We start from the raw sequence: 21176 nt of genomic DNA, 5'->3' as shown, positions 1-21176 counted from the left end.
TTCACTTTGTTATCTGTTTCTGAAACAGCTTGGCATATGCATAGTGAGGGAAAAACATGGGATTGTTGATGAGCATCAGCAATTGATTTAATTGGAAATTTAGTGTCAACAGATCGTATCCATCAATACGTAAATCGCTGAGTTTGTTTTCATCTAGAAATTGTTCTTCTTCCTTAGATCGTTTTTCTTGTTTGAAACAATTTAATTCGTTTGACCACCATCTTAGATGTTCATGTTCATTAGGTACTTTTAATTGAAATTCATTGCTTTTTTTCATGAGCATAAAATCAAAAGACGCCGCTAATTCAGCTGCTTTATTTGAAATTGTTTGGTCCTCTTCTCTTTTAAAGTTACTTGCTAAAATGAGTAAAGGACGCGTCCTCTTTTGTGTGTTACTTTCACTTGTAAAGTAACCTGTAGCCATTCTAGCAATTCCTGTTGTTTTTGGTGTTAGCCGTTTTATTTTTTCAGACCATTCTTCTAAACCTTTTTCTTTCAAATTAGAGCTTTTACATTCAATAGCAACCGCAACCGCCTCAATCGGTATAAACTTCAACGAATTGTGTTGGAACACATACGGTGTATACTGTTCATCAAATACGGCAATATCGACTTCGTTAGAATGATTTCCTTCTGAGTCAATAATGATGACACCTTGTGCTAATGAATATTTTTTAGGAATGATTTTCCGAAAAAACTCCATCCACATCACTTCTCTAGAATCCCCTGTCAGCCCACCATGATTAGAAGCAAAGTCTACTTCTTCGGATATCATGCTGTTTAATCTTTGATAATTCTCTAAGATCAGCTGCTCCACTTTACCGGTTCGCTCCGTTTCACCCAAATCAATTCCTCCTTCATCATTCATTACGAATGGATAAAATTTGAATCTAAATAACTACTTTTCATTTCGACTTATTTTGAGATTTTTTAAGGTTTATTTAGGAAAAAGAAGAAGAAAAAAACATGACTGCAATGAGTCATGTTTTCACTATACAAATGAACAGTATATTTGATGGCTATTTGAAAGAGGATGTTGTAAGAAGATGGATTTGAGGTGGCCATAACCGTTTAAGAGACAATCATTTAAAATCGCGCACTCATGTAGAGTGCGACAAATGATCATGGAAAAATACATTCTAGATTTCAAATTTCAATCCACGCACTCATATAGAGTGCGACAACGAAAACAACCCGATTATCTATTCAGTCATTGAATTTCAATCCACTCACTCATGTAGAGTGCGACTATAATAAGTTGTTCACTTTATTAAAAATGGGAATTTCAATTTACGCACTCATGTAGAGTGCGACCGATGATTCCATAACGGAGGTGAAAATTTAAAACAATTTCAATCCACGCACTCATGTAGAGTGCGACTACGATTTCCGCCCTAATTATAACATTTTTTAGGGAATCATAGTCAAAACCCTCATGTTTCTATATAGAATTTTGTTTTCACCTCTAAATAATATACATTTTTTCTCAATTTTGTCGAATGAAAAGGTGCGAATGTCCCGGGGATTTTATGTTCACCTCACATTCGCACCAAATTTTTCTTAATCCTATTAATTAAAAACTATTGTTCTAAAGGTACTTGTTCATTATTTCATCAACAGTTTTGAATTCATTTAAAAACATGACTACTGAGCCAGAGTCATGTTTTTCACCCCTAAATCAAGCTCAACTGTCAACATTTCTTTCAAGCTACCTCAATCCATACACTCATGTAAAGTGCGACACATAGAAGCACCTGAGCATGGTCACACAATCATTATTTAAATTCACGCACTCATATAGAGTGCGACGGCATTCCAAAAAGCAAACAAGCTTGCAGTAGATGATTTCAATCCACGCACTCATATAGAGTGCGACAAGAGCACAGCAAGGAATTGTTTGGCGTAAAGCCTATTTCAATCCACGCACTCATATAGAGTGCGACTGCGATTTCTGCCCTAATTGTAACATTTTTTAGGAAATAATAGTAAAAATCCACAAATTTCAATATAGAATTTTATTTTCCCCTTCATAAAATATACATTTTTTCTCATTTTTGTCGAATAAAAAGGTGCGAATGTCCCGGGGATTTTATGTTCACCTCACATTCGCACCAAGAGCCTCTCTTACAACTTCGTCATATATTCCACAATAAACTCCCAAAATCCAGGTCCTTCTTGGTAAATCAGCCGGTCTATTTTTTCGATGAGTTTGATATAAAGTTCTTGTTCGAGGTCTTCTCTTTCTTGATATGCCGTGTTTTGTAGTTTCTTTTTGATCATGGGTGTGAAGGTTTCAATGAGTTCTTCCATTTCTCCATTGGTCATTTTGTCTTCGTGCACGGACATCTCCCCCTGTTTCTTCTTTTAGTTTGTTAAGTGCTTTTTTGTGGATGTTTGAGATGTTTTGTCTCGTTTCACCTAGCCGGTCGGCTATTTCTTTCATTGTTTGACCTTCAACATAAATATGGGTTAAGACCATTTTTTGTTTGTCTGTGAGCTGCTGGTAGGCCTTGTACAATCTTTTGTCTTGTAGGTACTCCCCTAAGTCTTGCTGGTTGAAGAGCACAGCTTCATACGTATCTGTTTGAACAGGATCTTTCACTTCTTGTGTATCAGGATGATCGAGTATGAGCGGAAATCGCTGCTGCTTTTTTTTGACTCGTTTGTCAAAGTCGACTGAAAAGATGCGGATCATTGTGGAAATATACTTGATGATGCGGATTTTTTGATAAAACTGCTTGAACTCGGAATCTAGTTTTTTCGCATTTTCTTCGTTTGGCTCCTCCATGACTTGCCGGAGCAGCTGCTGGTTTTTAGGGTTGCTTAAAAATTGCTGAATGAGTGGGTGATCAATGATTTCATTCCATTTTGTTTTCAATAACAGCCGATAATCCATGTGCATCCTCCCCTTTGTTCTCTCTACTTGCATTAAGTGGACAAAAGTTAAAAAAAGTAAACTTTGTGAGACGGGTCTAATGGTTCATTTTCTCCCCCTTTGATTTCCTATTTCTTCTTTCATACCACTTATAGAGAAGACGAGCATCCGCTGGGAGGTGAGACAAATGGAGACCTTTTTTTCCGAGGAATGGCTGAAGCAGCTCGGTCAGGCTGGCTTTCCTGCCATTTTGACAGTTTACTTGCTGACACGTTTTGAACGAAAGTTTGATGAATTAAGCAAACTCATCCAACGATTGGTCGCTGTTCAAAAAAATGATGAATCAGATTGACATCTTCTTGATTCGTTTCACCTTATGAAAACGAGGGCGAAATGAAAGGCCTTTTGTCACCTCACACAATACGATGTTGAAAGGGGATTTTATCATGAGTGAAAAGCAAAATGGTGTACCGCAGCCGATTCGAGGAGAAAAAGGAGCAACGGTCAAAATTCCACGTAATCTCGAGCGAGACAGACAAAATCCAGATATGCTCACGCCACCAGAAACCGATCATGGAACGGTTCCCAACTTGAAATATTCTTTTTCTGATACGCACAACCGTTTAGAAAAAGGCGGTTACGCCAGAGAAGTCACGGTACGTGAACTGCCGATCTCTAAAAGTCTTGCATCTGTCAATATGCGACTAAAGCCTGGTGCGATTCGTGAGCTGCACTGGCATAAGGAAGCGGAATGGGCGTACATGATTTATGGAGAAGCCCGAATTACATCAGTTGATGCAGAGGGACGCAATTTTACAGAGGATGTGACCGAGGGTGATTTGTGGTACTTCCCTTCCGGCTTGCCGCATTCTATTCAAGCACTTGAACCGGGAGCTGAATTCTTGCTTGTGTTTGATGATGGGTCTTTCTCTGAAAATAGTACGTTCCAAGTGACTGATTGGCTTGCCCATACGCCAGAGGAAGTTGTGCTCCAAAACTTTGGAATGACAAAGGAGCAATTTGAGAAACTGCCAGAGAAAGAGAAGTATATTTTCCAAAAAGGAATTCCTGGTTCCCTTGAGTGTGACAAGGTGAAAACAGAGCAAGGTGAAGTCCCAAATTCCTTTAAATATGAGTTGTTAAAACAAGAGCCGATTACGTCAAGCGGTGGACAAGTGTGGATTGCGGATTCTACCAATTTCAAAGCGTCTAAAACGATTGCCTCTGCTCTAGTGAAAGTCGATCCAGGCGCCATTCGTGAGCTGCACTGGCATCCAAATACGGATGAATGGCAATATTTCATTTCTGGAAAAGCTCGAATGACGGTCTTTGCTTCTGATGGACATGCGAGAACCTTCAACTATCAAGCGGGAGACGTTGGCTATGTGCCATTTGCGATGGGACATTATGTAGAAAATACAGGTGACGAGCCGCTTTATTTCTTAGAAATCTTCAAGAGCGACCATTATGCAGATATCTCGCTCAATCAGTGGCTTGCGGTCACACCGAAACAGCTTGTTCTTGATCATTTAGATCAAGGTGAAGAATTCTTGAAATTGCTTGATACTGAAAAACATCCTGTCATCGCTGCACCTAAAAAAGAGGATTGATTCCAACCTACCTGCAAAAAGGCTATCCTTTTTGCAGGTATCTTCATGTAAAGGAGTGTTGTTTACCCATGCAACAATCTGTTCACGCTTTATGGCAAGGATTAAAGTGGCTGATGGCGACGTCGGCTGTCTGTTACATATTTTTGTTGTTTTGTGTGCTGTTCTTTCATTTGACGGGTGCTTTTTATCAATCGATTTTATCGCTGCTACTGTTTATGGGCATCTATCTTGTACTCGGGATCTCTTTTGAACATCTGGAACACGTGCTCATGCGGTTTGTTCGCAAGTGTCGGTCCAAAAAACGATCCATCGTTTTCTATGCTGTTTTATTTCACCTTTTGTTTATTTGGGGTGCTGTCTATGTATCAGACGAATTGGTTGACGGCATTTTGCTGACTACTTCCGAAGAAATTCTCTTTGCGCTAAGTCTTTGGCTATTTCATTTTTTGTTTGATTATGCGACGTTTCCATTTGAGAAAGAAGCATCGTGAGGCTATCGTCTCTCTGTTGAGAGCGCTTGTTTGACCTGCTCCATATGATGAATATCATGCTTAATCAAACCTTGAAAATAACTTGATAACGTCAGCTCGGTTTGACCGATCAGAAAGGGTGTAGTCCAGCGAGATGCTTCGATTTTCTTCATTTCTTGAAGCAATTCTGTTCTGACAGCAATAAACCGACCGATCGTCTCGCTTCTCTCTTCGTGTCTTGCCCTTTCGGCTGACTGTCGATTCATTTCGTGCACATCCGGTGCCTTACATAACGCCCGATCGTTCCAAAATTCCTTTAGGCGATCGTGTAAAATAAATTCATCCCACGGAACAAAATGTGCGATGATCTCAGAAATGCTCCACTTTCCATCAGCTAAGGCGCGACGCCATTTTTCGTCTGTTACTTCCACTAGTGACTGTACCCATTCAAGGGTGTGTTCATAGTGTTTTAGCACGGTGTCTTTGTTCATGTTTTGTTATCCCCTTCAGGTTTTTAAAAGAAGTTGATTAGAAATTGGTTAGTTTCATTCTTGCTAAATCGTTTATAACATATTATCATATACTTTAATTACCAAATGAAAAGGGGGAATTGTGATACGCTGTCCTATATGAAAAAGCTTATTTTTTCGCACTAAAATAAACCGACCGGTCTGTTTATAAAATAGGAGGTAAAATAATGAAATCTCAAAATGTGATTATTATCGGCAGTGGTGTAGCAGGATTGGCTACTGCGTTATTTTTAAAAAAGGCTGGAATGGAAAGTACGATTTATGAAAGCAGGTCAGATGAAGAATTAGAAACAGGAGCAGGTTTTTTACTGTCTCCAAATGGGGTAAAGATTTTGGATGGAATCGGGTGTAAAAATGAAGTGATAGCAAATGCAACCGTGATAAAGAAGATCCAGCAAATAAACAGTGAAAATGAAGTAGAAGCGATCTTTCACAATTATAGTGAAAAATATTATGATGCCCCTTTACTGAACGTCATGAGAGACCAAATCATCCAATCACTTTTAAAAGAAGTTCACCGCCAAGGTATAGAAGTGAAATACAACAAAAAGTTAACCTCGATCAAACAGCAGCCTCATTCCGTTCAGGTTCTTTTTGAAGATGAAACTGTGATAACAGGTGATATCGTAATAGGAGCAGATGGAACTTTTTCTAAAACAAGAGAGGCTATTGCGTTTAATGCTAAATTAGACTATAGCGGTTTTTGGGGACTACAAGGAGTATCGTTTGTGAAGGATTTTGTATTGGATGAGACAACAAGTTATTTTTACAATGACGGAAACTTTCAATTCATTTTTGGGAAAGCGCATCCAACAAATAAAATGAATATTTTATGGCAAGCTTTCTCTCAGTGTCCTGATAAGTTACCTACAAAACATTTTGAGAAAGCCAATAAAGAAACCATCCGACAGTTATTATATAAACAAATGGAACATTGGAACATTCCTAAACACCTTTCTGACATCATCGATCATACTAACATGTTCTTTCCAAGAAGTATCTATGAAATAAAGGATTTTCCTGTGTGGTCAAAAGGACGTGTTGTTCTTGTAGGTGATGCGGTACATACGGCGAATCCTTTTGTTGGTCAAGGAGCATCATATAGTCTAGAAGATGCCATGCTCATAGCAAAGATGCTAAGGGATCATGATTATCGAGATGCGTTCTATTATTATGAAAAGGATCGAAGAAAGAGGACAGAAGAATTGAATGCGCTATTTCAGCACATGAGTATTCAAAACGATATTGATAAAAAAATGAACGAATACACGATTGAATGGGATGAAGAAACTTACGTATGAGATGAAAGAAAAAAAACACCACTTATGCTGAAAAGTGGTGTTTCTTGTGTTTTCTCCGTGCATAGAGGATCGCACCAATCAAACTGACGAGTGAAATCAATGCGAGAATTCTGATATAAGGCGGATAGTAGGTTAGCACAATCTCGTTTTTTCCTTTTTCTATTGGAAAACCGATAAACGTGTAGTTGGCTTGTTCAATATCGGTTTTGTGTCCGTTCACCGTGAGCTCCCAGCCTTTTTCATATGGAACGGGCAGAATCATGTAATCATCGCCGCGCTTGTTATCATATGAAATCGTAAAGCGGTTATTTTTAAGCTTTACTTGCTGGCTGCCATTATCCTGTTTTTCTTTTTCATATGCTTTCTCTAGAGCGCGGTAAGGTTCATGATACAGCTTCAGTTGATTGAGCTCATATGTCCCTTTTGGTACTCGAATGGAGAGGATCTTTTCCGCAGGGACCCGAATCGTCACTTCATTGACGCCAGTTTTATAGATGGATGTATTGCTTTTTCGTGATGTGACATAGTCGTCAACGGATAACTGAAATCCTTCGTTACGGTCAGTCCGTTTCACATAAAAGCTCACATACACATCCCCAGCGCGAGCAATGTCATCTGGCAGTGTGATATTCAGACCGCCCATTTCTCCGTATACATCAAGCACGCCATGTTCGTATACAGCTTGTTCCGTATGAATATTCGTATCTTTGACTCGATCTGCTGTACGCTCGATTTCAGCGTTTCCTTTTTTGTCTAGAATGACGCCTTGCAACATCGCATGCTCTTTATCAAGTGCTGAGGCGTTCTTTAAGGATTGCTCTGAATAAATGGTGCTCGTTGTTCTTGCAAATGGCAGTGACCGAGTATTTTCATATACCTCATAATGCTCACTTTTCAAGATTGGCTTAAAATAAGTTGGGGGTGAGTAAGGCATCATACTGTCTCTCATATAATACTTTCCGTAGGTCAGGCTGTATAAATTCGCCCTGTCCCCCATTGTTGCATACCGGCTGACACTTTCCCGTCCCATATCGATTTGCAGGTCATTCCAATAGAAATTGAGCAAATGCTGATTCAATATACTTGAATACGCACTCATGCCTTGAAAGCCTTCAAATAACGGGGTGTTGTTGCGCACGCCGTTCATCCAATCAATCCGGGCAAGCGGATCTTTTGAAGAGCGGCTTTGAATCTGCTGAATGAGCTTCATTTGCTCATGTCCAGCATATGCCTCACTATTCAGATACGTATCTGATACGCTCTTTATATTGCTTCTTTCAAATAAGTAGCCCTGCTGATACACGCCTGCTGTCAGTAAGCTCACAACGATGAGCACTGCTGAAAAGAGACGAAGATGCTGACGTTTTTCCGCATGCATCCATAGGAAGAACAAGCTAATGACAAGCAGTCCTATGCCTGTAAACACAACGACATCCATGTTTCCCTTTGCTCGTTCTGAAAGGGCGACTGCGAGAAGGAACACGATCCAAGCGCCTAAGACTGCACGCTTTTTCCACTTCCACTCGATTTGTGAAAAATGCTTGATCGTGATGGCAACGACCGCTCCAACTGTAAAGGCAAGAATGTATTCAAATCTGTACTGCGGTGCCGAAAAACCATTAAACACACTCGCCATCTTTGGGCTAAAGTGAAAAATAATGAGCAGGATACTAATGGATGTGAACATGAAAAACCATCTGTTCCGGTAAAGCGGTACGAGAAAAAGACAAATCAGAAAAATCACAGGTAATAAATACACCCTACTCGTAAACAGCAGATGATCATGCAGGTCAAACCAAGGAATCGCCTGTTCATACGGTGGTCTTATATTGTTAAGAAAGCCATAAACAGACGGGATAAAAAAGGCGGCACTAATTCCAAAGGATAACAGTGTAGAGATCGCCAGCGTCCAGAATACCTTCCACCCGCGCTCCTCACTTCTTAGCTTGATCATATATCTGAAAACAAGATAGATCGCTAAAAAGATAAAGTGAATATAAGCAAAGTAAAAATTGTTGATCAGCATCAAACTGCAACTCGCAATAAACCAAGCGGGCTTACCCGTTTTGAATATCCGCTCCACCCCAAGCACAAGTAGCGGAAGCCACATCATGCTATCGGTGAAAAATTCCCAAAACGTTTGATGCCGGAAATATACAATAGATAGTCCATAGATTGCGGCACCCGTCAGTGCACCCAATCTATTTTGAACCATTGAAAGAAGCACACGGTAAGCGATGAAAAGAATAAGCGTCAGCTTGATCACGCTCAGCCAAATCACGGCATTTGCCCAAAAATGAATGTCCGTTGACTGTATGAGATGGAGCGCATTCATCAGCCAGACGACAGCGACTGTGACCATAAAAACCGTCGACGTTGTGAAATAATACCCTAATTGCGTGTATGTACCGCCGCCTAGACCGAATTGATAGGAATAAAAGAAATTCCCTTTGACATATTCGTCGTAAAGCAGCTTTTTAAATGGGAGCATTTGCGAAATGCCATCCCCATCTCCTGTCATGTACCGGCCTTGCGTATATTCATATAAGAAAAAGGAGTGGCCTAATAATGCAAGAATGAGGCACATTCCAATGATTATCCATCTACGTTTCATCATCTAAATCCTTTCCAGAAAAGATCCATTGTTCTTTGAAACAAAACAACCCAGCAAGCGAATCGTGCTTGCCGGTTATGTGACTCCACTTTATTTAAATAACTGTGTTAACACTCGATCTTGTTCCTTAGAGCTTGTCTCTTGCTGCATGACATTTGATTCTTGGATCAAATAATGCGGCCTCTTTTTCGTTTCATAATAAATGCGGCCAATATATTCTCCAATCACACCTAGACTCAAAAGCTGGACACCTCCGAGGAAAAGCACAGCCGATATTAAAGTGAAATAACCAGGTACCATCACGCCCGTTCTGACGATTTGAATAAAGGTGGCCACGATGTAAATCAAAGAAAGGAATAAGATCAGTATGCCAGTATAAAAACAAATACGCAGCGGGCGGTTGTTAAAAGAAATGACGCCATCTATGCCGTAGTTAAACAACTTCTTTAGTGACCATTTAGTATCACCATGCTGTCTTTCTACATTTTCATAATAGATCACCTTTTCTTCAAACCCAATCCAGCAAAAAAGCCCTTTTGAAAAACGATTTCCTTCTTTTAGCTGAAGCAATGCATCGATTGCTTGGCGAGAAATTAAACGGAAATCTCCGACGCCATCACGCAAGTCCACTTCGACTACCTTGTTCATCACTTTATAGTACATGGATGATAAGTAAGAGCGAAGCTTGCTGTCTCCTTTACGGTTTCGTTTGGCAATGACTTGATGGTATCCTTCTTCATATCCTCTGACGAAGTCCTGAATCAAATACGTTGGGTGTTGCAGGTCGGCGTCCATGATGATCGCAGCTACTCCCTTCGCATATTCAAGTCCTGCCAAAATAGCGGCTTCCTTCCCAAAGTTACGCGAGAAAGAAATGTATTTGACCTTTGCACTTTTGCGAGAGAGCTCTCTCATGTATTGAAGTGTATTGTCTTTGCTTCCATCATTCACAAAAATGATTTCAAAGTCATAATGAAAATCGCGAAACTCTTCCTCGAGTGCCTCAAAGATTCGTCTGATGTTTTCACCTTCATTGTAAGAAGGAATTATAACAGAGAGCAATTCTCGTTCCATATCGCACCTTCTCTTCACTTTTTTCACATAGTCTGATATGTTCATTATTCCTTTTTTGTCAGAAAACGAAACCCTTTTTTATTATCCATAAATTACATGTCTCTTTAATCGTTCCATTATATCAAAGTTTTATTTCCAGTGATTTTCAGTAAGATGAATTTAATGTAATTTTAAGTTTAACCATTGTAAAAAGCCTGTAATTTCGATCACAGACTGGGTATTGCATCATAAAATTGTTTGCTTCTTTATATATTTTCCTATTTATTGAAAAAGATGAGAGGGCCCTTCTTTTAATGAAGTAACCCTTTATTCTGCCCTTGTAGATGATCGTTTGCCTTTGATTGTTTATTTTGGAATAAATGCAGCTGCGCACCGTAGCTCTCAATCCATTCTTGGACAATCCGTTCAGTTGTGTCTTGTCCTTTATACTTGTGGCCAGCCTTTGCATAGGTCGTTTCAAAATCACTCCAAAGCAACTCTACCCATGTACGTGCTTCGTCATATGTCAGCATATTATTTTTTTCCATTAGTTGTTCTGTTAATCGCTCAAAGTATTGTTCCATGCCTGTTCCTCCTTCATCTAGCAGAAAGTGCCTTTTTAAAAAAACCTCTTTTTTCATATACTACCCTTACGTCTTCAAAAGACGCAAATGATTTGTATTGTTTGGAGGGAATCGATATGCGTAATAAAGCAAAAGGCTTTCCAAATCAAGTGAATCACAAATTTGAAGGCGAGCCAGGCGCCACAGATGCTTATGCGTCTAAAAGGCCGAATGGTGAGACGAATACACGTCCACAGGAACGAATGAGGGCATCAGGGAAACGCTAATTTTTCCAAAGGGAGTGCTTGAGATATGAGTTCAAATGGGAAATCGTATATGGAAGACTTTGTTCAATTAAGGACAACCGCTTACCCTCAACCATGGGCGAATGCAAAGCATTCTGCCTCTCAGGTCAACGGAGAAACGCAGCAAACGCAGCACGACATCGTACTTCAGAACAACGTCCGTAAACAACGTTCGAAGTAGAGAAAAGGACTGATCTCTAGGATCAGTCCTTTTTCGTAAGCATTGAAATCGGTAGGGCATCTTCCTTATTTGGAGCTGATAGTCTGTATCCCCACGCAAATACACCATTTAAATATTCCACATAAAACGCTTCGTCTGTGTCTTTGATTTGATAGGTCGTTTTGGTTTGAATCAAGGCTGGATCTACTAAGTAGGCTTTGGCCATATCGATTTTCCGTTCTAAGACGGCATATTCATTCACAATGCCAAGCTGCTCAGCCTTTCGTGCTTTTTCAGAAAGAGAGGCAATCTCTTGCTTCAATTCGTATTCCGTCATCTCACTATAACGTTTGTCCATCTGTCATTCCCCTTTGTCTAAAACGTGATCAATTGTGTCGAGATCAAAGCCTTTTCTGAATAAAAATTGCTTCACCTTCATCTTCTTTTCAAATGACCCGTCGTATCCTACCTTGCGTTTTGCCTTCTCCATCATATAAAGGAGCGCTTCTTCTTCCTTTTCCTCTTCTTGTCCATCATAGGCTTCTTGAAGGGCTTTATCAATGATCTCAAACGAAAATCCCTTTCGCTGCAACTGTAGCTTGATGCGCTGCTCGATCTCTTTTGTGGAACGATTTTTTTCTTTTCTCACAAGCTTCTGAACCTGCTTCACAGCTTCCTCCAGCTGTAAGTCATCAGGATATTGCGATAGTGCTTGTTCAATGTGGTCATCCTCTATTCCTTTGAGCTTTAGCTCTTTTTTCAGAACGGACGGCCCTTTGCTGTTCGTTTTACGGTGGGTGCTGACATAAGCTTCTGCAAATTCGAGATCATTTACATACTTGTAATGCTTTAATTTGTGTATAATTTCACTAATGGCAGGTGCCGGGATTTCTTTTTTCGTCAAATAATCAGTGACTTCCTTCACTGATCTCATCCGGTAGGATAAATAATCAACGGCCTGCTGAAATCCTTTTTTCACAGCATCACCGAATTGAATGTCGATGATATCGGCTTCGTCCAGCTCTTTTCCTTTTTTCAAATCGTGCTGAACGAGCACATCTAGATCCACGCTAAAGGCGTACTTTTCATCAAGAAAGATGTTCACCCGCTCTGTATTGTTTTTTTGAGCAGAGATTTTTGTAATATAGGGCATCCTGTGATCACTCCTTTTTTCAAACAGTCAGGATGTTTCTTCTGATTCAAAATCGTGAAAGATATAGGTATGTATATGAGAGGAGAGATGTCAAGTGAATATCGCCATCACCGGAGGAACCGGTTTTATCGGCCAGCACATCACGAAAGTGCTCGCTGCTGAAGGACATCATCTATATATTTTAACAAGAAATCCGAAGGAATCCGAACAAAATCATTTACACTATGTGCAGTGGCTGACAGAAGGTGCTGCGCCTGAGCATGAATTGCCTGCGATTGATGTCTGGATTAACCTTGCTGGAAAATCCATTTTCACCCGCTGGACAGACAAGGCAAAAGAAGGCATCCTCTCTAGCCGTATTCAATCCACACAAGAAGTGAGACGCATTATAGAAGCGCAGGAATCGAAACCATCTGTGCTCATTCAAGCAAGTGCTGTTGGCATTTATGGCACGTCTCAAACAGGAGATTTCACAGAGGAATCACCTCCTGCGGATACTGATTTCTTAAGTCATACGTCTAAACTTTGGGAAGCTGAGGGGCAAAAGATTGAAGCACTCGGCATTCGTACGGTCTACACACGCTTCGGCGTCGTATTAGGAGAAAAAGGGACACTGCCACTAATGACACTGCCATATAAACTATTTGCTGGCGGAACGATTGGCTCCGGCTCGCAATGGGTTTCATGGGTCCATGTCGAAGATGTAGCACATCTCATTGCTTATGCCATACACAATGACGACATATCAGGTCCACTCAATGTCACATCACCGAATCCTGTTCAAATGAAGCAGCTCGGACAAACGATTGCGTCTGCCCTTCACCGCCCTCACTGGCTGAAGGTCCCATCCTTTGTCATTCGAACGGCACTTGGCGAAATGTCATTACTTGTTTTAGAAGGACAGCGTGCGCTGCCGAAAAAGGCATTGCTTTCTTCTTATGACTTTTTACATTCTGAATTAAAAGAAGCGATTTTGCATTCAAAGGAATAATTGTTGTCAAAAACACCCATCCTATTAAAAATGAGATGAGGGGGCGATTTTGATGAAGAAAAAAGAACACCAGCCAACTTCAAAGCTGAAGAAAACCCAGGAAGTCCTGTATCAGCAGGAATTCAAAAAAGCGGAAAGAGCAGCAGAAAAAAGAAACAAATAAGATGGATATTCCACTCCAACAAGCACATAACTAAAGTGATCTTGTAAAGGAGGGAAAGGCTTTGAAAAAAGACCAACACCAAAAAACCAACCACGAGCTTGCAGCACAAGAGTCGGATGGCGAATATGTTGAATTTTCCAAAGAACTTGCAGATCCGAATGACGTAAAAGCAATGGCACGTATGAAAGCAGCCGACCAGCGCGCCAAAAAACAATAAGTAAAAAAAGCAGACCCTCTAGCGGTCTGCTTTTCTTTTATTTAATTTCTGTAAGAAGACTTGATGCTTTCTGACGTGATTTTTCCTCAGGCACCTCTTCTGGATAACCAATATGAAGGATGGCAGCAAATCGCTCGTTTTCCTTTAAGCCCATGTCCTGTTGAAAGCCTTTGTCGTATAAGATGCGGCCGCTCTTCCAGACCATACCGATTCCTTGATTCCAGGCAAGCAGCTGGAAGTTTTGAATAAGCGCGCTCACAGCGGCAAAATCATCATTCCTTACTACTGGATTCTCGTCTTCCTTTAACACCACAAGTAAAAGGGCTGGAACTTTTGAAAAGTAATCTCTATATTGATTGATCTTTTCTTCCTTTGCATCTGGATTGTTGCGTTTGAAGAACGCAATGAAGCGTTCAACAAATGTTGCTTTCGCTTCATCCGTCACCGCATATAGAAAGCGCCACGGCTCCGTGATTTTATGATTCGGTGCATAGACCGCATCCTCTAATAACGGCTGAAGCTGCTCAATGCTCACCGGTGCTTCTTTAAATTTTCGAATCGATCGTCTATATCTGACAGCGTCTCGTACCGTTAACGCTTCTGTTTGTTGTTTGATTTCTGGCATATGTGTCATCCTTTCAATCAATCTTAATTGAAATTGATTCTCATTCACATTATAAACATCATTTCGTGCAGTTGCAAATGGTGTTTCCCCTCCCTTCTGCTAAAAAGTTGTTTGAGTTTTTCAAGTAATGTTACAATCATATTACGTTTTAAACAAATTTTGAGAAAAAAGCCAAGATGATGAAATGATTTTAGGTATTCCCATTTTGTCTGATTCGGTTTTTTTGTCAAAAGGCTTTCAACCCATGATTGGAAGGGAGGCTTCTGGATGGAATGAAAATCAATATCGGACAAATCATTAAGCTCTACCGGTATAAACAAAATATGACCCAATCTGAATTGGCAGAAGGAATTTGTTCTGTCTCTCATTTAAGTAAAATCGAAAATGGCTCAAAGGAGGCCAATCAAGATACGATCAATTTACTGCTTGAACGACTTGGTATCAGTCAAGAAACGCTGTCACAAAAGGCGCGTCATCTGCTGTCACTCTTGGATGAGTTTCAAATGAATATGTATTTCTATGCACTCGATCAAGCTGAACAAAATGCAGAAATGATCATTCAGCACGAGGAACAATTCTTTTCGCTCGATTTAGGCATTCAGTATCATTTGTCCTTATTTCAATTTTATTTATTATCGGACAAGCAGCCGCTTGCCTTAAAAACACATCGCGTGCTTAAAAAGTTTGAAAAAACCTTTATTGAAACGGAAAAAGAGATATTTGAATATCTAGATGGCATTCATCTTATTCAAAATGGTCAGCTTGAAGAAGGCATTAAGAAACTTGAGAGCTGCTTTTCTTACGCGTCTGTTGAACAGAGTGACCTGTATTATCACTATGCAAAAGCACTTGGAAACATGGGACAACTTGGAGATGCGCTTGAAGCAACCCATCAAGCGATGGATTTATATAGACAAAAGAACAATTTCAAGCGGATCATTCACTGCACACTCATTCATGGCGTGATCTCACTGGAACTAAAAGCTTTTCAAACAGCGAAGAAATATTTAAAAGAAGTGATTTTGCACACGTCCCTTTATCCTGATGCCTATATTAAAATGACCGCTTATTTTTATTACGGTGTGCTCTTAAAACGGGAAGGCGATTTTTCTTCAGCTGTGCCTTATTTACTAGATTCACTCAATTACTTTAATCAAGAACAGATAGAAGACCGTTACTGTGAAACTCTGTATGAAATTGCGACATTATATGCTGAATACGACCGCAAAAAGGCACTTCCCTACATACATGAGCTGTTAAAACAGCCTCGTATTCAGCCAAACTGTTTATATATGATCAAAATCTATAAATTGATGATTGAGGAAAATCCTCTTGATTTGAAAACCTATTTGATCGAAGCAGCCCTTCCTTACTTTAAACAAAATGAGCTGCACAGTGAGTACTTGTTTGCTCTTAGAACCTTGCTTTCCTATGCGGGTTCTGAGCTTGATGAGCATGCGTTTATGACCTACACGAGAACGTTGCTTCAACATCTTGCATCATACATCCCCTATTACAAAAAAGCATGACCTTCTGCCGTTCGAAGGTCATGCTTTTCCTATTCATTAAATGGTCTTCTGTTGATCTGTATCAGGACGGGTGACTTGTTTGACTGAATGAACATACCGTTTTTTCGCAAAGTAATCGTACGCATGCTGACCAAAACCTAACCAAATGCTGAGTACAATGAATGGGATCGTTCCCCATAATGCAGGGATATTGCAAGCAATTTTCAACCATGTATAGATCCCTGAGTTTTTTTGATTTTTGGCTAAGGAAATTGACACGATTCGCTTTTCTGCCTTTTCTTCACTTATTTTGTTCAGTTTGAGCAGCTGCGAGTGTCGAAAGGATTCGAAATGAATACGATTCTTCCAATCGAGAGCTTTCAACAAATCCATCGCTTTTGCACATGAAGGGCTTTGCCCGTCATAAAACACAAGCAGCCTAAGTGATTTGATGGAACGCTGTTCTCTTTTTTTCGATTCAGCGAGCTTCTTTTTTTCTTGATCGAGATAAATGATTTTTTTCATAGATTGATCGCCAGCCCTTTTCCGTCATTTGTTTTTTAGTTCGTTCAAAGGAGATTACAACTAGATTACTATAGTTGCTGGGCCTCTTGTATTGGGAAAAAGCAAACCAACGTGCGTTATATGAGCCTTTAGATAAGGGCAAAATTGAGGTTTTCATGGCACATATGAGGTTTTTCAACTAAAAATGGTTGGGAAAATCGTGATGCGTTGCGGTTTTCTGCGGTTTTTGGTAGAATTCTGCGGTTTTTCTACATCTTTATGCGGTGTTTTGTAGGTGAGACGCAAAAACAAGATAAAAAAAGACTACTTCCCGTTGCGGCGAAGTAGTCTTTTGGTTTATATTTTTTCCAAAACTTCTACTATTTCTTTCTCAATATCTTTCCATAAGTAACGATCTGTCGTATAGTGATGTGCGGCTTCTTTCGCAAATGCTTGAAAAGCTTCCTCAAAATCAGGTGCATCCTTGTCTGGTTTTTTCTCATCAACAAAGCGCTGTGCATCAGTTGAGCGTGGTCCCCATTTACCTACTTCATTTCCGTCCTGATCAATGATCACGATAATCGGAATTGATCTTGCGGTCCCGTTCGTTAAATACTGATCCATCAGATCTAGATGCTCGTCCCGAATGAAATAGCGCGAATCAATGAGTGCTTCACTTGCGATACGCATGAAAATGGGTACATTGACCATCGCATCTCCACACCAATCAGCTGTAATGACAAGCGCTCTGAGCTTTTTCTTTTGCAGCTTTTGAAGCAGCTCTTTTTCTTTTTGATGAATTGCGTACTGGTTGTACACCGTGAGTAAATTTTCTCGGTTTTTCTCCATGTTGTGTACATATGTACGTTCAGTTAATCCCTTTTTAAACCATTCATTTAATGTCATATTTACATCCCCCTTACTCTTCAACTTTACCACTTTTTCTATTCTTTTGTCTAAAAAAACCTTCACCTAGTGAAAGGTAAAGGTTTTTGATCTATGGACGGCGGTTGCGATTTGGGTCCATCCCTATCAGCTTGGTGACAAGCACCATGGTGACAGGTAATGACGTATTCTTTTTATACGCTAAATATTTTCCGCGCCATTCAGGTTTATATTTCTGTTTAAACGAGCGTAATCCGCTGAAGCTGTACATAAATCTGACGTTGTTGAAAATAACACTCGCCAAACGCTCCGTGAGAAAGGACTGATGAAATGTTCCTACATTTGATAAAGGTGCCATTCCCATGTTAAAGGATTTGTAGCCTTTTTCTTTCGCCCATTGAAAAAGGTGGATAAAAAGCGCATCCATCATCCCGTTCGGCGCATCATGCATATGACGCATCAGGTCGATGGATATCTCCCCTTCTTGATACATCGGCATGAGTGACACAAAAGAAATGATCTCCCCTTGTTCATCCTTTAGTATCGCAATCGGAGCTTTTTGAAGATAATCTTCTTGAAAATACCCGAGCGAAAATCCTTTTTCTTTTTTCTTTCCGAGCCAGCTATCAGAAATCTGTTTTAAGGTTGCGATGAACTCGTCTGAAAAAGGCGGTTCCAGCATTTCAAACGTATAGCCTTCTCGTTCAAACTTATTGGCCACAGCCCGTAAATTTGATTTTTTCTTACCGGAGAGAGAGAACGTTTCTAAATCGACCATGGCTTCTTCTCCAAGCTTAAAGAAATGAAAGCCTAAGTCATGGTAGAGCGCCATCCCTTCCCGTTCTACTTGATAAAAAGCAACGCGATAGCCTGCTTTTTCTGTTTGCTGTAAAAACTCTTCAAGTACAAGTGGATAGGATGCTTTACGTCCAGAGGGATCTCCGAGCACAATGACGCAGCGGCCAATGCGCCCAAATTGAAGCATCGCCTCTCCATCACTTGAGAAAAATAATTTTTTGTCGCCTAAAAAGCCAAGATGACTAAGGGCATTGCCACCCTTTTCTTCTAAAAATGTTTTTAATTTTTCCTCATCGGCTTTTTCTCCAATCGGAAATGCTTTTTTATTAAAGATCAATTTACTAATGAAGAAGAAAAGCGGTACACCGATGAGCGCAATCATGCTTGTCATTGTGATATGCCGTTCATTATGCACAAGGTAATCCTTACTCAAGAAATGCCCGATTTTGGTCCAAATAAAATTGCCGATGACATTATAGTTAAATAGCACGAGTAAATAACCAGCGGCAGCCGCCACAAACTGATACAACGAATAAGGGGCCTGCTGCTTCACAAATTGATTTCGAAGAGAGAAAAATACAACCATGATGACTGGCAGTATAAAGATAAGACTCAGGTTAAATCCTTTTAACAAAGTAAACACAAATCCGCCTGCTAGGGCGATCATTGTTAGCACATACGATCTTTTCGTTCGTTTGTATACTTCAATGGACAAAACCATCAGGATAATGCCGAACATTAAAGAAAGACCATTAAAACCTGATAACAAAAAGCGTGGAATGCTCGTAATCACGCCTAATCGATCGACAGGAAGGACAACAGACGCCATAATGAGCAAGCCGCTTCCGAAGGTTAAAATTGATAATGATCCGTACAATAAACGGATTAATAAAGCACGGTGCAACACAATTAAGACGTTCGTTGTTTCTACGGCTGGTGCCATTCTCGGATTGCCTTCAAGACGTCTAAGCGTCGTTCCCGTTAAGTCATAAGCAGCTAAGCAAAGCCCAAGGATAAACGGGAAGATCGAGTACACGAAGCGGTACAAAACGAGCGCCGTCAGTACCATCTCTTTATCAAACCCAATGTACTGCATGCTCAGTAAAAAGATAAGATCAAAAGAACCAAATCCGCCCGGAACCATACTGATTAAACCGCCAATTGACGCAATCGCAAATATACCTAAAACAATCCGAACATCGACATTCATCCCCATAGAGACGACAGCCATATACATGACAAGGCCAGCTGCCAGCCATTCTAAAAATGATGCACCGATATAAGCGTAAATCGGATGCTTCAGTCCGCTTTCACCGCTCTCAATCGAGCTTTTTCGTACGGACGCCATAATAATGTAAATGGGCACAATACAGGCAAAGATAATGACAAATGCCCATAGCCACGGCTCTTGGCTGATAATACTTTCAACAGGAAGCACCCTCACCAAGATCAGGTCGCTGAAAATAGATAAGCCCAAAAGGACCGAGGAAGTCAAAAGGGCAATGCCTTTGAGCAGTTTTTTCGTATCGGTTATGTACTCCTTGTATAGAAGTGTTCTAAGCCCTGCTCCTGATAAACCACCGAACCCAAGGACACTGTTGAAGGAGTTCGCAATCCAAGAAATGCGAATCGTTTTCCAGCCGCTGATCGGCATATTCAGGCTTTTTCGTAAAATAAAATCATATAAGGACATGGATAACACTGCGACAAGTCCAAGAAAGACAAGAATAAACAAGTCCATTCGATTCAAGCTGTCGATGATATAAAACGTTTTTTTAATGGAAAGGCCGCTCAGTTCCTTCTTGGCGACAAAAATTAAGACAAGGATAATCACGATCGGAAAAAGCATTTTTAAGATCGTCATACCCGTTTTTTTGTTCCACATGATTTTCCCAACTTTCTAAGTTGCTTCATTTATTTCGACTGACCATTATTATACAACAAATACCACTTGATTCATGCAGTTTAACATTCAAAAGCTTGACGAATCTTTCAATTAGAAGTAAAAATCAGTAATATAGAGAAAAGAGCCGCTTAAAGGAAGTGAACAAGCGTGGAATATAATATTCATGACACCACCGTATTAAAAGAAGAGATTCTATCTCCAGAGGAAAAAAAGACATGGGTGCTTTATATGAAAGTACTCACAGCTGCAGGTCTTGGAGATGTGTCAGAATGGATGAAGCTCGATATGAGTATGCCTCAAATGAAGGTGCTCATGCTGCTCAATAACCATGGCTCTCTCAAGGTATCCGAAATCGCTGAAAAAATGGGCGCTTCTTTGTCCAATATGACAGGTCTGCTTGACCGGTTAGAACAATCTAAATTTGTTGAACGAAAGCACTCTGAGCGTGACCGGAGAATCATTGTCGTCGAACTAACTGAGGAAGCGAAAAATATTTTCAGAAGCATTTATCAAAAAGGACACGAAAAAATCAAAAACTCCCTGCAACGGCTCAATGACGAGGAAAAAGAAAAAGTCAACGAAGGGCTGGCTATTTTAGAAAAAGCACTGCGGCCTGAACGCGGCTAAACATGTAAAGAAAAAAAGACGGTCACTTGAGATCCGTCTTTTTTATTTCTTCTTCTACTTGTTTATCTGAGAGGATGAAGGTTTTTTGAAGAACGACTCTGTCATCCCATAAAAGATAGGCTAAACCGATGATGAGAAATAAAATGCTGATCCACGTACCGCCAGGCAGCACCTCTTCTAGAAGTTGAAAATTATTTACATCTTCATCAAAGCTCATTCCAGAATAATGAAGCTCGAAAAGAACATATTTTGCTAAATAAAACAATGCTGCCATACAAATAAACATGGCGCCGACAATTCTTCTACCAGACATGTCAT

The 21176-nt window shown here is 40.2% G+C and carries 25 protein-coding genes; 11 read left to right on the top strand and 14 right to left on the bottom strand.

All coding sequences use genetic code 11. The annotated features are described in order from the left end of the window. Position 1: 1 nt before the first annotated feature. The 3 genes from MHI35_RS04095 to MHI35_RS04085 all read right to left on the bottom strand — a co-directional run bounded on the left by MHI35_RS04095 (position 2) and on the right by MHI35_RS04085 (position 2896). The gene (locus MHI35_RS04095; protein ID WP_211063669.1) at positions 2-844 is read right to left on the bottom strand and encodes a DUF6602 domain-containing protein; all 843 of its coding nucleotides are present in this window, start codon (positions 842-844) and stop codon (positions 2-4) included. A 1280-nt stretch (positions 845-2124) separates the two neighbouring features. Next, positions 2125-2346 carry a sigma-O factor regulator RsoA gene (rsoA, locus tag MHI35_RS04090; RefSeq protein WP_029707333.1) on the bottom strand — a complete coding sequence of 74 codons (222 nt, stop codon included), beginning with the start codon at positions 2344-2346 and terminating at the stop codon, positions 2125-2127. Then, entirely contained in the window at positions 2294-2896 is a 603-nt protein-coding gene (locus MHI35_RS04085) for a sigma-70 family RNA polymerase sigma factor (protein WP_335349654.1), read from the bottom strand. The genes rsoA and MHI35_RS04085 overlap by 53 nt, the downstream gene beginning before the upstream one ends. 166 nt (positions 2897-3062) lie before the next feature. On the opposite strand from MHI35_RS04085, the gene MHI35_RS04080 reads away from it, so the two are divergent. The 3 genes from MHI35_RS04080 (at position 3063) to MHI35_RS04070 (ending at position 4976) form a co-directional block, all read left to right on the top strand. Further along, on the top strand, positions 3063-3227 hold the full coding sequence (locus MHI35_RS04080; RefSeq protein ID WP_003217819.1) for a YvrJ family protein: 165 nt from the start codon (positions 3063-3065) through the stop codon (positions 3225-3227). 94 nt (positions 3228-3321) lie between these two features. Next, positions 3322-4485 (top strand): oxalate decarboxylase family bicupin, encoded by a 1164-nt coding sequence (locus MHI35_RS04075; RefSeq protein WP_268496505.1) that lies wholly within the window; start codon positions 3322-3324, stop codon positions 4483-4485. Between the two features lie 68 nt (positions 4486-4553). Then, complete coding sequence (locus MHI35_RS04070) at positions 4554-4976, top strand: regulatory YrvL family protein (RefSeq protein WP_335349655.1); 423 nt, start codon at positions 4554-4556, stop codon at positions 4974-4976. Between the two features lie 2 nt (positions 4977-4978). Here MHI35_RS04070 and MHI35_RS04065 read toward each other — a convergent pair whose 3' ends face one another. Beyond that, the gene (locus tag MHI35_RS04065) at positions 4979-5446 is read right to left on the bottom strand and encodes a DinB family protein (RefSeq protein WP_335349656.1); all 468 of its coding nucleotides are present in this window, start codon (positions 5444-5446) and stop codon (positions 4979-4981) included. A gap of 206 nt (positions 5447-5652) precedes the next feature. Between MHI35_RS04065 and MHI35_RS04060 the strand changes: the two genes are divergently transcribed. Further along, complete coding sequence (locus MHI35_RS04060) at positions 5653-6786, top strand: FAD-dependent oxidoreductase (protein WP_335349657.1); 1134 nt, start codon at positions 5653-5655, stop codon at positions 6784-6786. Positions 6787-6808: 22 nt separating this feature from the next. On the opposite strand, the gene MHI35_RS04055 is transcribed toward MHI35_RS04060, so the two are convergent. From MHI35_RS04055 to MHI35_RS04045, 3 genes are all read right to left on the bottom strand, one after another. Further along, on the bottom strand, positions 6809-9403 hold the full coding sequence (locus MHI35_RS04055) for a YfhO family protein (RefSeq protein WP_335349658.1): 2595 nt from the start codon (positions 9401-9403) through the stop codon (positions 6809-6811). Positions 9404-9490: 87 nt separating this feature from the next. Then, positions 9491-10474: a glycosyltransferase family 2 protein gene (locus MHI35_RS04050; RefSeq protein ID WP_003217835.1), complete on the bottom strand. Its 984-nt coding sequence runs from the start codon at positions 10472-10474 to the stop codon at positions 9491-9493. A gap of 290 nt (positions 10475-10764) precedes the next feature. Then, on the bottom strand, positions 10765-11037 hold the full coding sequence (locus MHI35_RS04045; protein ID WP_012009323.1) for a YfhJ family protein: 273 nt from the start codon (positions 11035-11037) through the stop codon (positions 10765-10767). A gap of 116 nt (positions 11038-11153) precedes the next feature. Between MHI35_RS04045 and MHI35_RS04040 the strand changes: the two genes are divergently transcribed. Together MHI35_RS04040 and MHI35_RS04035 are read left to right on the top strand one after the other, a co-directional pair. After that, on the top strand, positions 11154-11303 hold the full coding sequence (locus MHI35_RS04040; protein ID WP_003217849.1) for a small, acid-soluble spore protein K: 150 nt from the start codon (positions 11154-11156) through the stop codon (positions 11301-11303). 25 nt (positions 11304-11328) lie between these two features. Continuing rightward, on the top strand, positions 11329-11502 hold the full coding sequence (locus MHI35_RS04035) for a YpzG family protein (RefSeq protein ID WP_003217811.1): 174 nt from the start codon (positions 11329-11331) through the stop codon (positions 11500-11502). Positions 11503-11524: 22 nt separating this feature from the next. Here MHI35_RS04035 and MHI35_RS04030 read toward each other — a convergent pair whose 3' ends face one another. Together MHI35_RS04030 and recX are read right to left on the bottom strand one after the other, a co-directional pair. Beyond that, the gene (locus MHI35_RS04030) at positions 11525-11839 is read right to left on the bottom strand and encodes a YfhH family protein (protein ID WP_088001663.1); all 315 of its coding nucleotides are present in this window, start codon (positions 11837-11839) and stop codon (positions 11525-11527) included. Between the two features lie 3 nt (positions 11840-11842). Beyond that, on the bottom strand, positions 11843-12634 hold the full coding sequence (recX, locus tag MHI35_RS04025; protein ID WP_012009320.1) for a recombination regulator RecX: 792 nt from the start codon (positions 12632-12634) through the stop codon (positions 11843-11845). Positions 12635-12728: 94 nt separating this feature from the next. Between recX and MHI35_RS04020 the strand changes: the two genes are divergently transcribed. The 3 genes from MHI35_RS04020 (at position 12729) to MHI35_RS04010 (ending at position 14005) form a co-directional block, all read left to right on the top strand. Further along, positions 12729-13625, top strand: a complete 897-nt coding sequence (locus tag MHI35_RS04020) for a TIGR01777 family oxidoreductase (protein WP_335349659.1) — start codon at positions 12729-12731, stop codon at positions 13623-13625. A 52-nt stretch (positions 13626-13677) separates the two neighbouring features. After that, positions 13678-13788, top strand: coding sequence for a YfhE family protein (locus tag MHI35_RS04015; RefSeq protein ID WP_017358836.1), 111 nt, complete (start codon positions 13678-13680; stop codon positions 13786-13788). Positions 13789-13849: 61 nt separating this feature from the next. After that, entirely contained in the window at positions 13850-14005 is a 156-nt protein-coding gene (locus tag MHI35_RS04010) for a YfhD family protein (protein WP_012009317.1), read from the top strand. A 37-nt stretch (positions 14006-14042) separates the two neighbouring features. On the opposite strand, the gene MHI35_RS04005 is transcribed toward MHI35_RS04010, so the two are convergent. Further along, the gene (locus MHI35_RS04005; protein ID WP_335349660.1) at positions 14043-14630 is read right to left on the bottom strand and encodes a nitroreductase family protein; all 588 of its coding nucleotides are present in this window, start codon (positions 14628-14630) and stop codon (positions 14043-14045) included. A 272-nt stretch (positions 14631-14902) separates the two neighbouring features. Here MHI35_RS04005 and MHI35_RS04000 point away from each other — a divergent pair, with 272 nt between their 5' ends. Continuing rightward, complete coding sequence (locus MHI35_RS04000) at positions 14903-16159, top strand: transcriptional regulator (RefSeq protein ID WP_211063677.1); 1257 nt, start codon at positions 14903-14905, stop codon at positions 16157-16159. A gap of 36 nt (positions 16160-16195) precedes the next feature. Here MHI35_RS04000 and MHI35_RS03995 read toward each other — a convergent pair whose 3' ends face one another. The 3 genes from MHI35_RS03995 to mprF all read right to left on the bottom strand — a co-directional run bounded on the left by MHI35_RS03995 (position 16196) and on the right by mprF (position 20210). Continuing rightward, the gene (locus MHI35_RS03995) at positions 16196-16663 is read right to left on the bottom strand and encodes a thiol-disulfide oxidoreductase DCC family protein (protein WP_144522560.1); all 468 of its coding nucleotides are present in this window, start codon (positions 16661-16663) and stop codon (positions 16196-16198) included. A 336-nt stretch (positions 16664-16999) separates the two neighbouring features. Then, the gene (locus MHI35_RS03990; protein ID WP_144522561.1) at positions 17000-17548 is read right to left on the bottom strand and encodes a thioredoxin family protein; all 549 of its coding nucleotides are present in this window, start codon (positions 17546-17548) and stop codon (positions 17000-17002) included. Between the two features lie 91 nt (positions 17549-17639). Further along, complete coding sequence (gene mprF, locus MHI35_RS03985; RefSeq protein ID WP_144522562.1) at positions 17640-20210, bottom strand: bifunctional lysylphosphatidylglycerol flippase/synthetase MprF; 2571 nt, start codon at positions 20208-20210, stop codon at positions 17640-17642. A gap of 168 nt (positions 20211-20378) precedes the next feature. Between mprF and MHI35_RS03980 the strand changes: the two genes are divergently transcribed. Beyond that, the gene (locus MHI35_RS03980; protein ID WP_088001677.1) at positions 20379-20858 is read left to right on the top strand and encodes a MarR family transcriptional regulator; all 480 of its coding nucleotides are present in this window, start codon (positions 20379-20381) and stop codon (positions 20856-20858) included. Between the two features lie 22 nt (positions 20859-20880). Here the strand turns inward: MHI35_RS03980 and MHI35_RS03975 are convergent, their stop codons facing one another. Then, the gene (locus MHI35_RS03975) at positions 20881-21171 is read right to left on the bottom strand and encodes a hypothetical protein (RefSeq protein ID WP_088001679.1); all 291 of its coding nucleotides are present in this window, start codon (positions 21169-21171) and stop codon (positions 20881-20883) included. Positions 21172-21176 lie beyond the last annotated feature (5 nt).

This window comes from Bacillus sp. FSL K6-3459 (assembly GCF_038003305.1).
GTDB classification, from domain to species: Bacteria; Bacillota; Bacilli; order Bacillales; family Bacillaceae; genus Bacillus; species Bacillus pumilus_O.
This window is presented reverse-complemented; position numbering and strand designations above follow the sequence as displayed.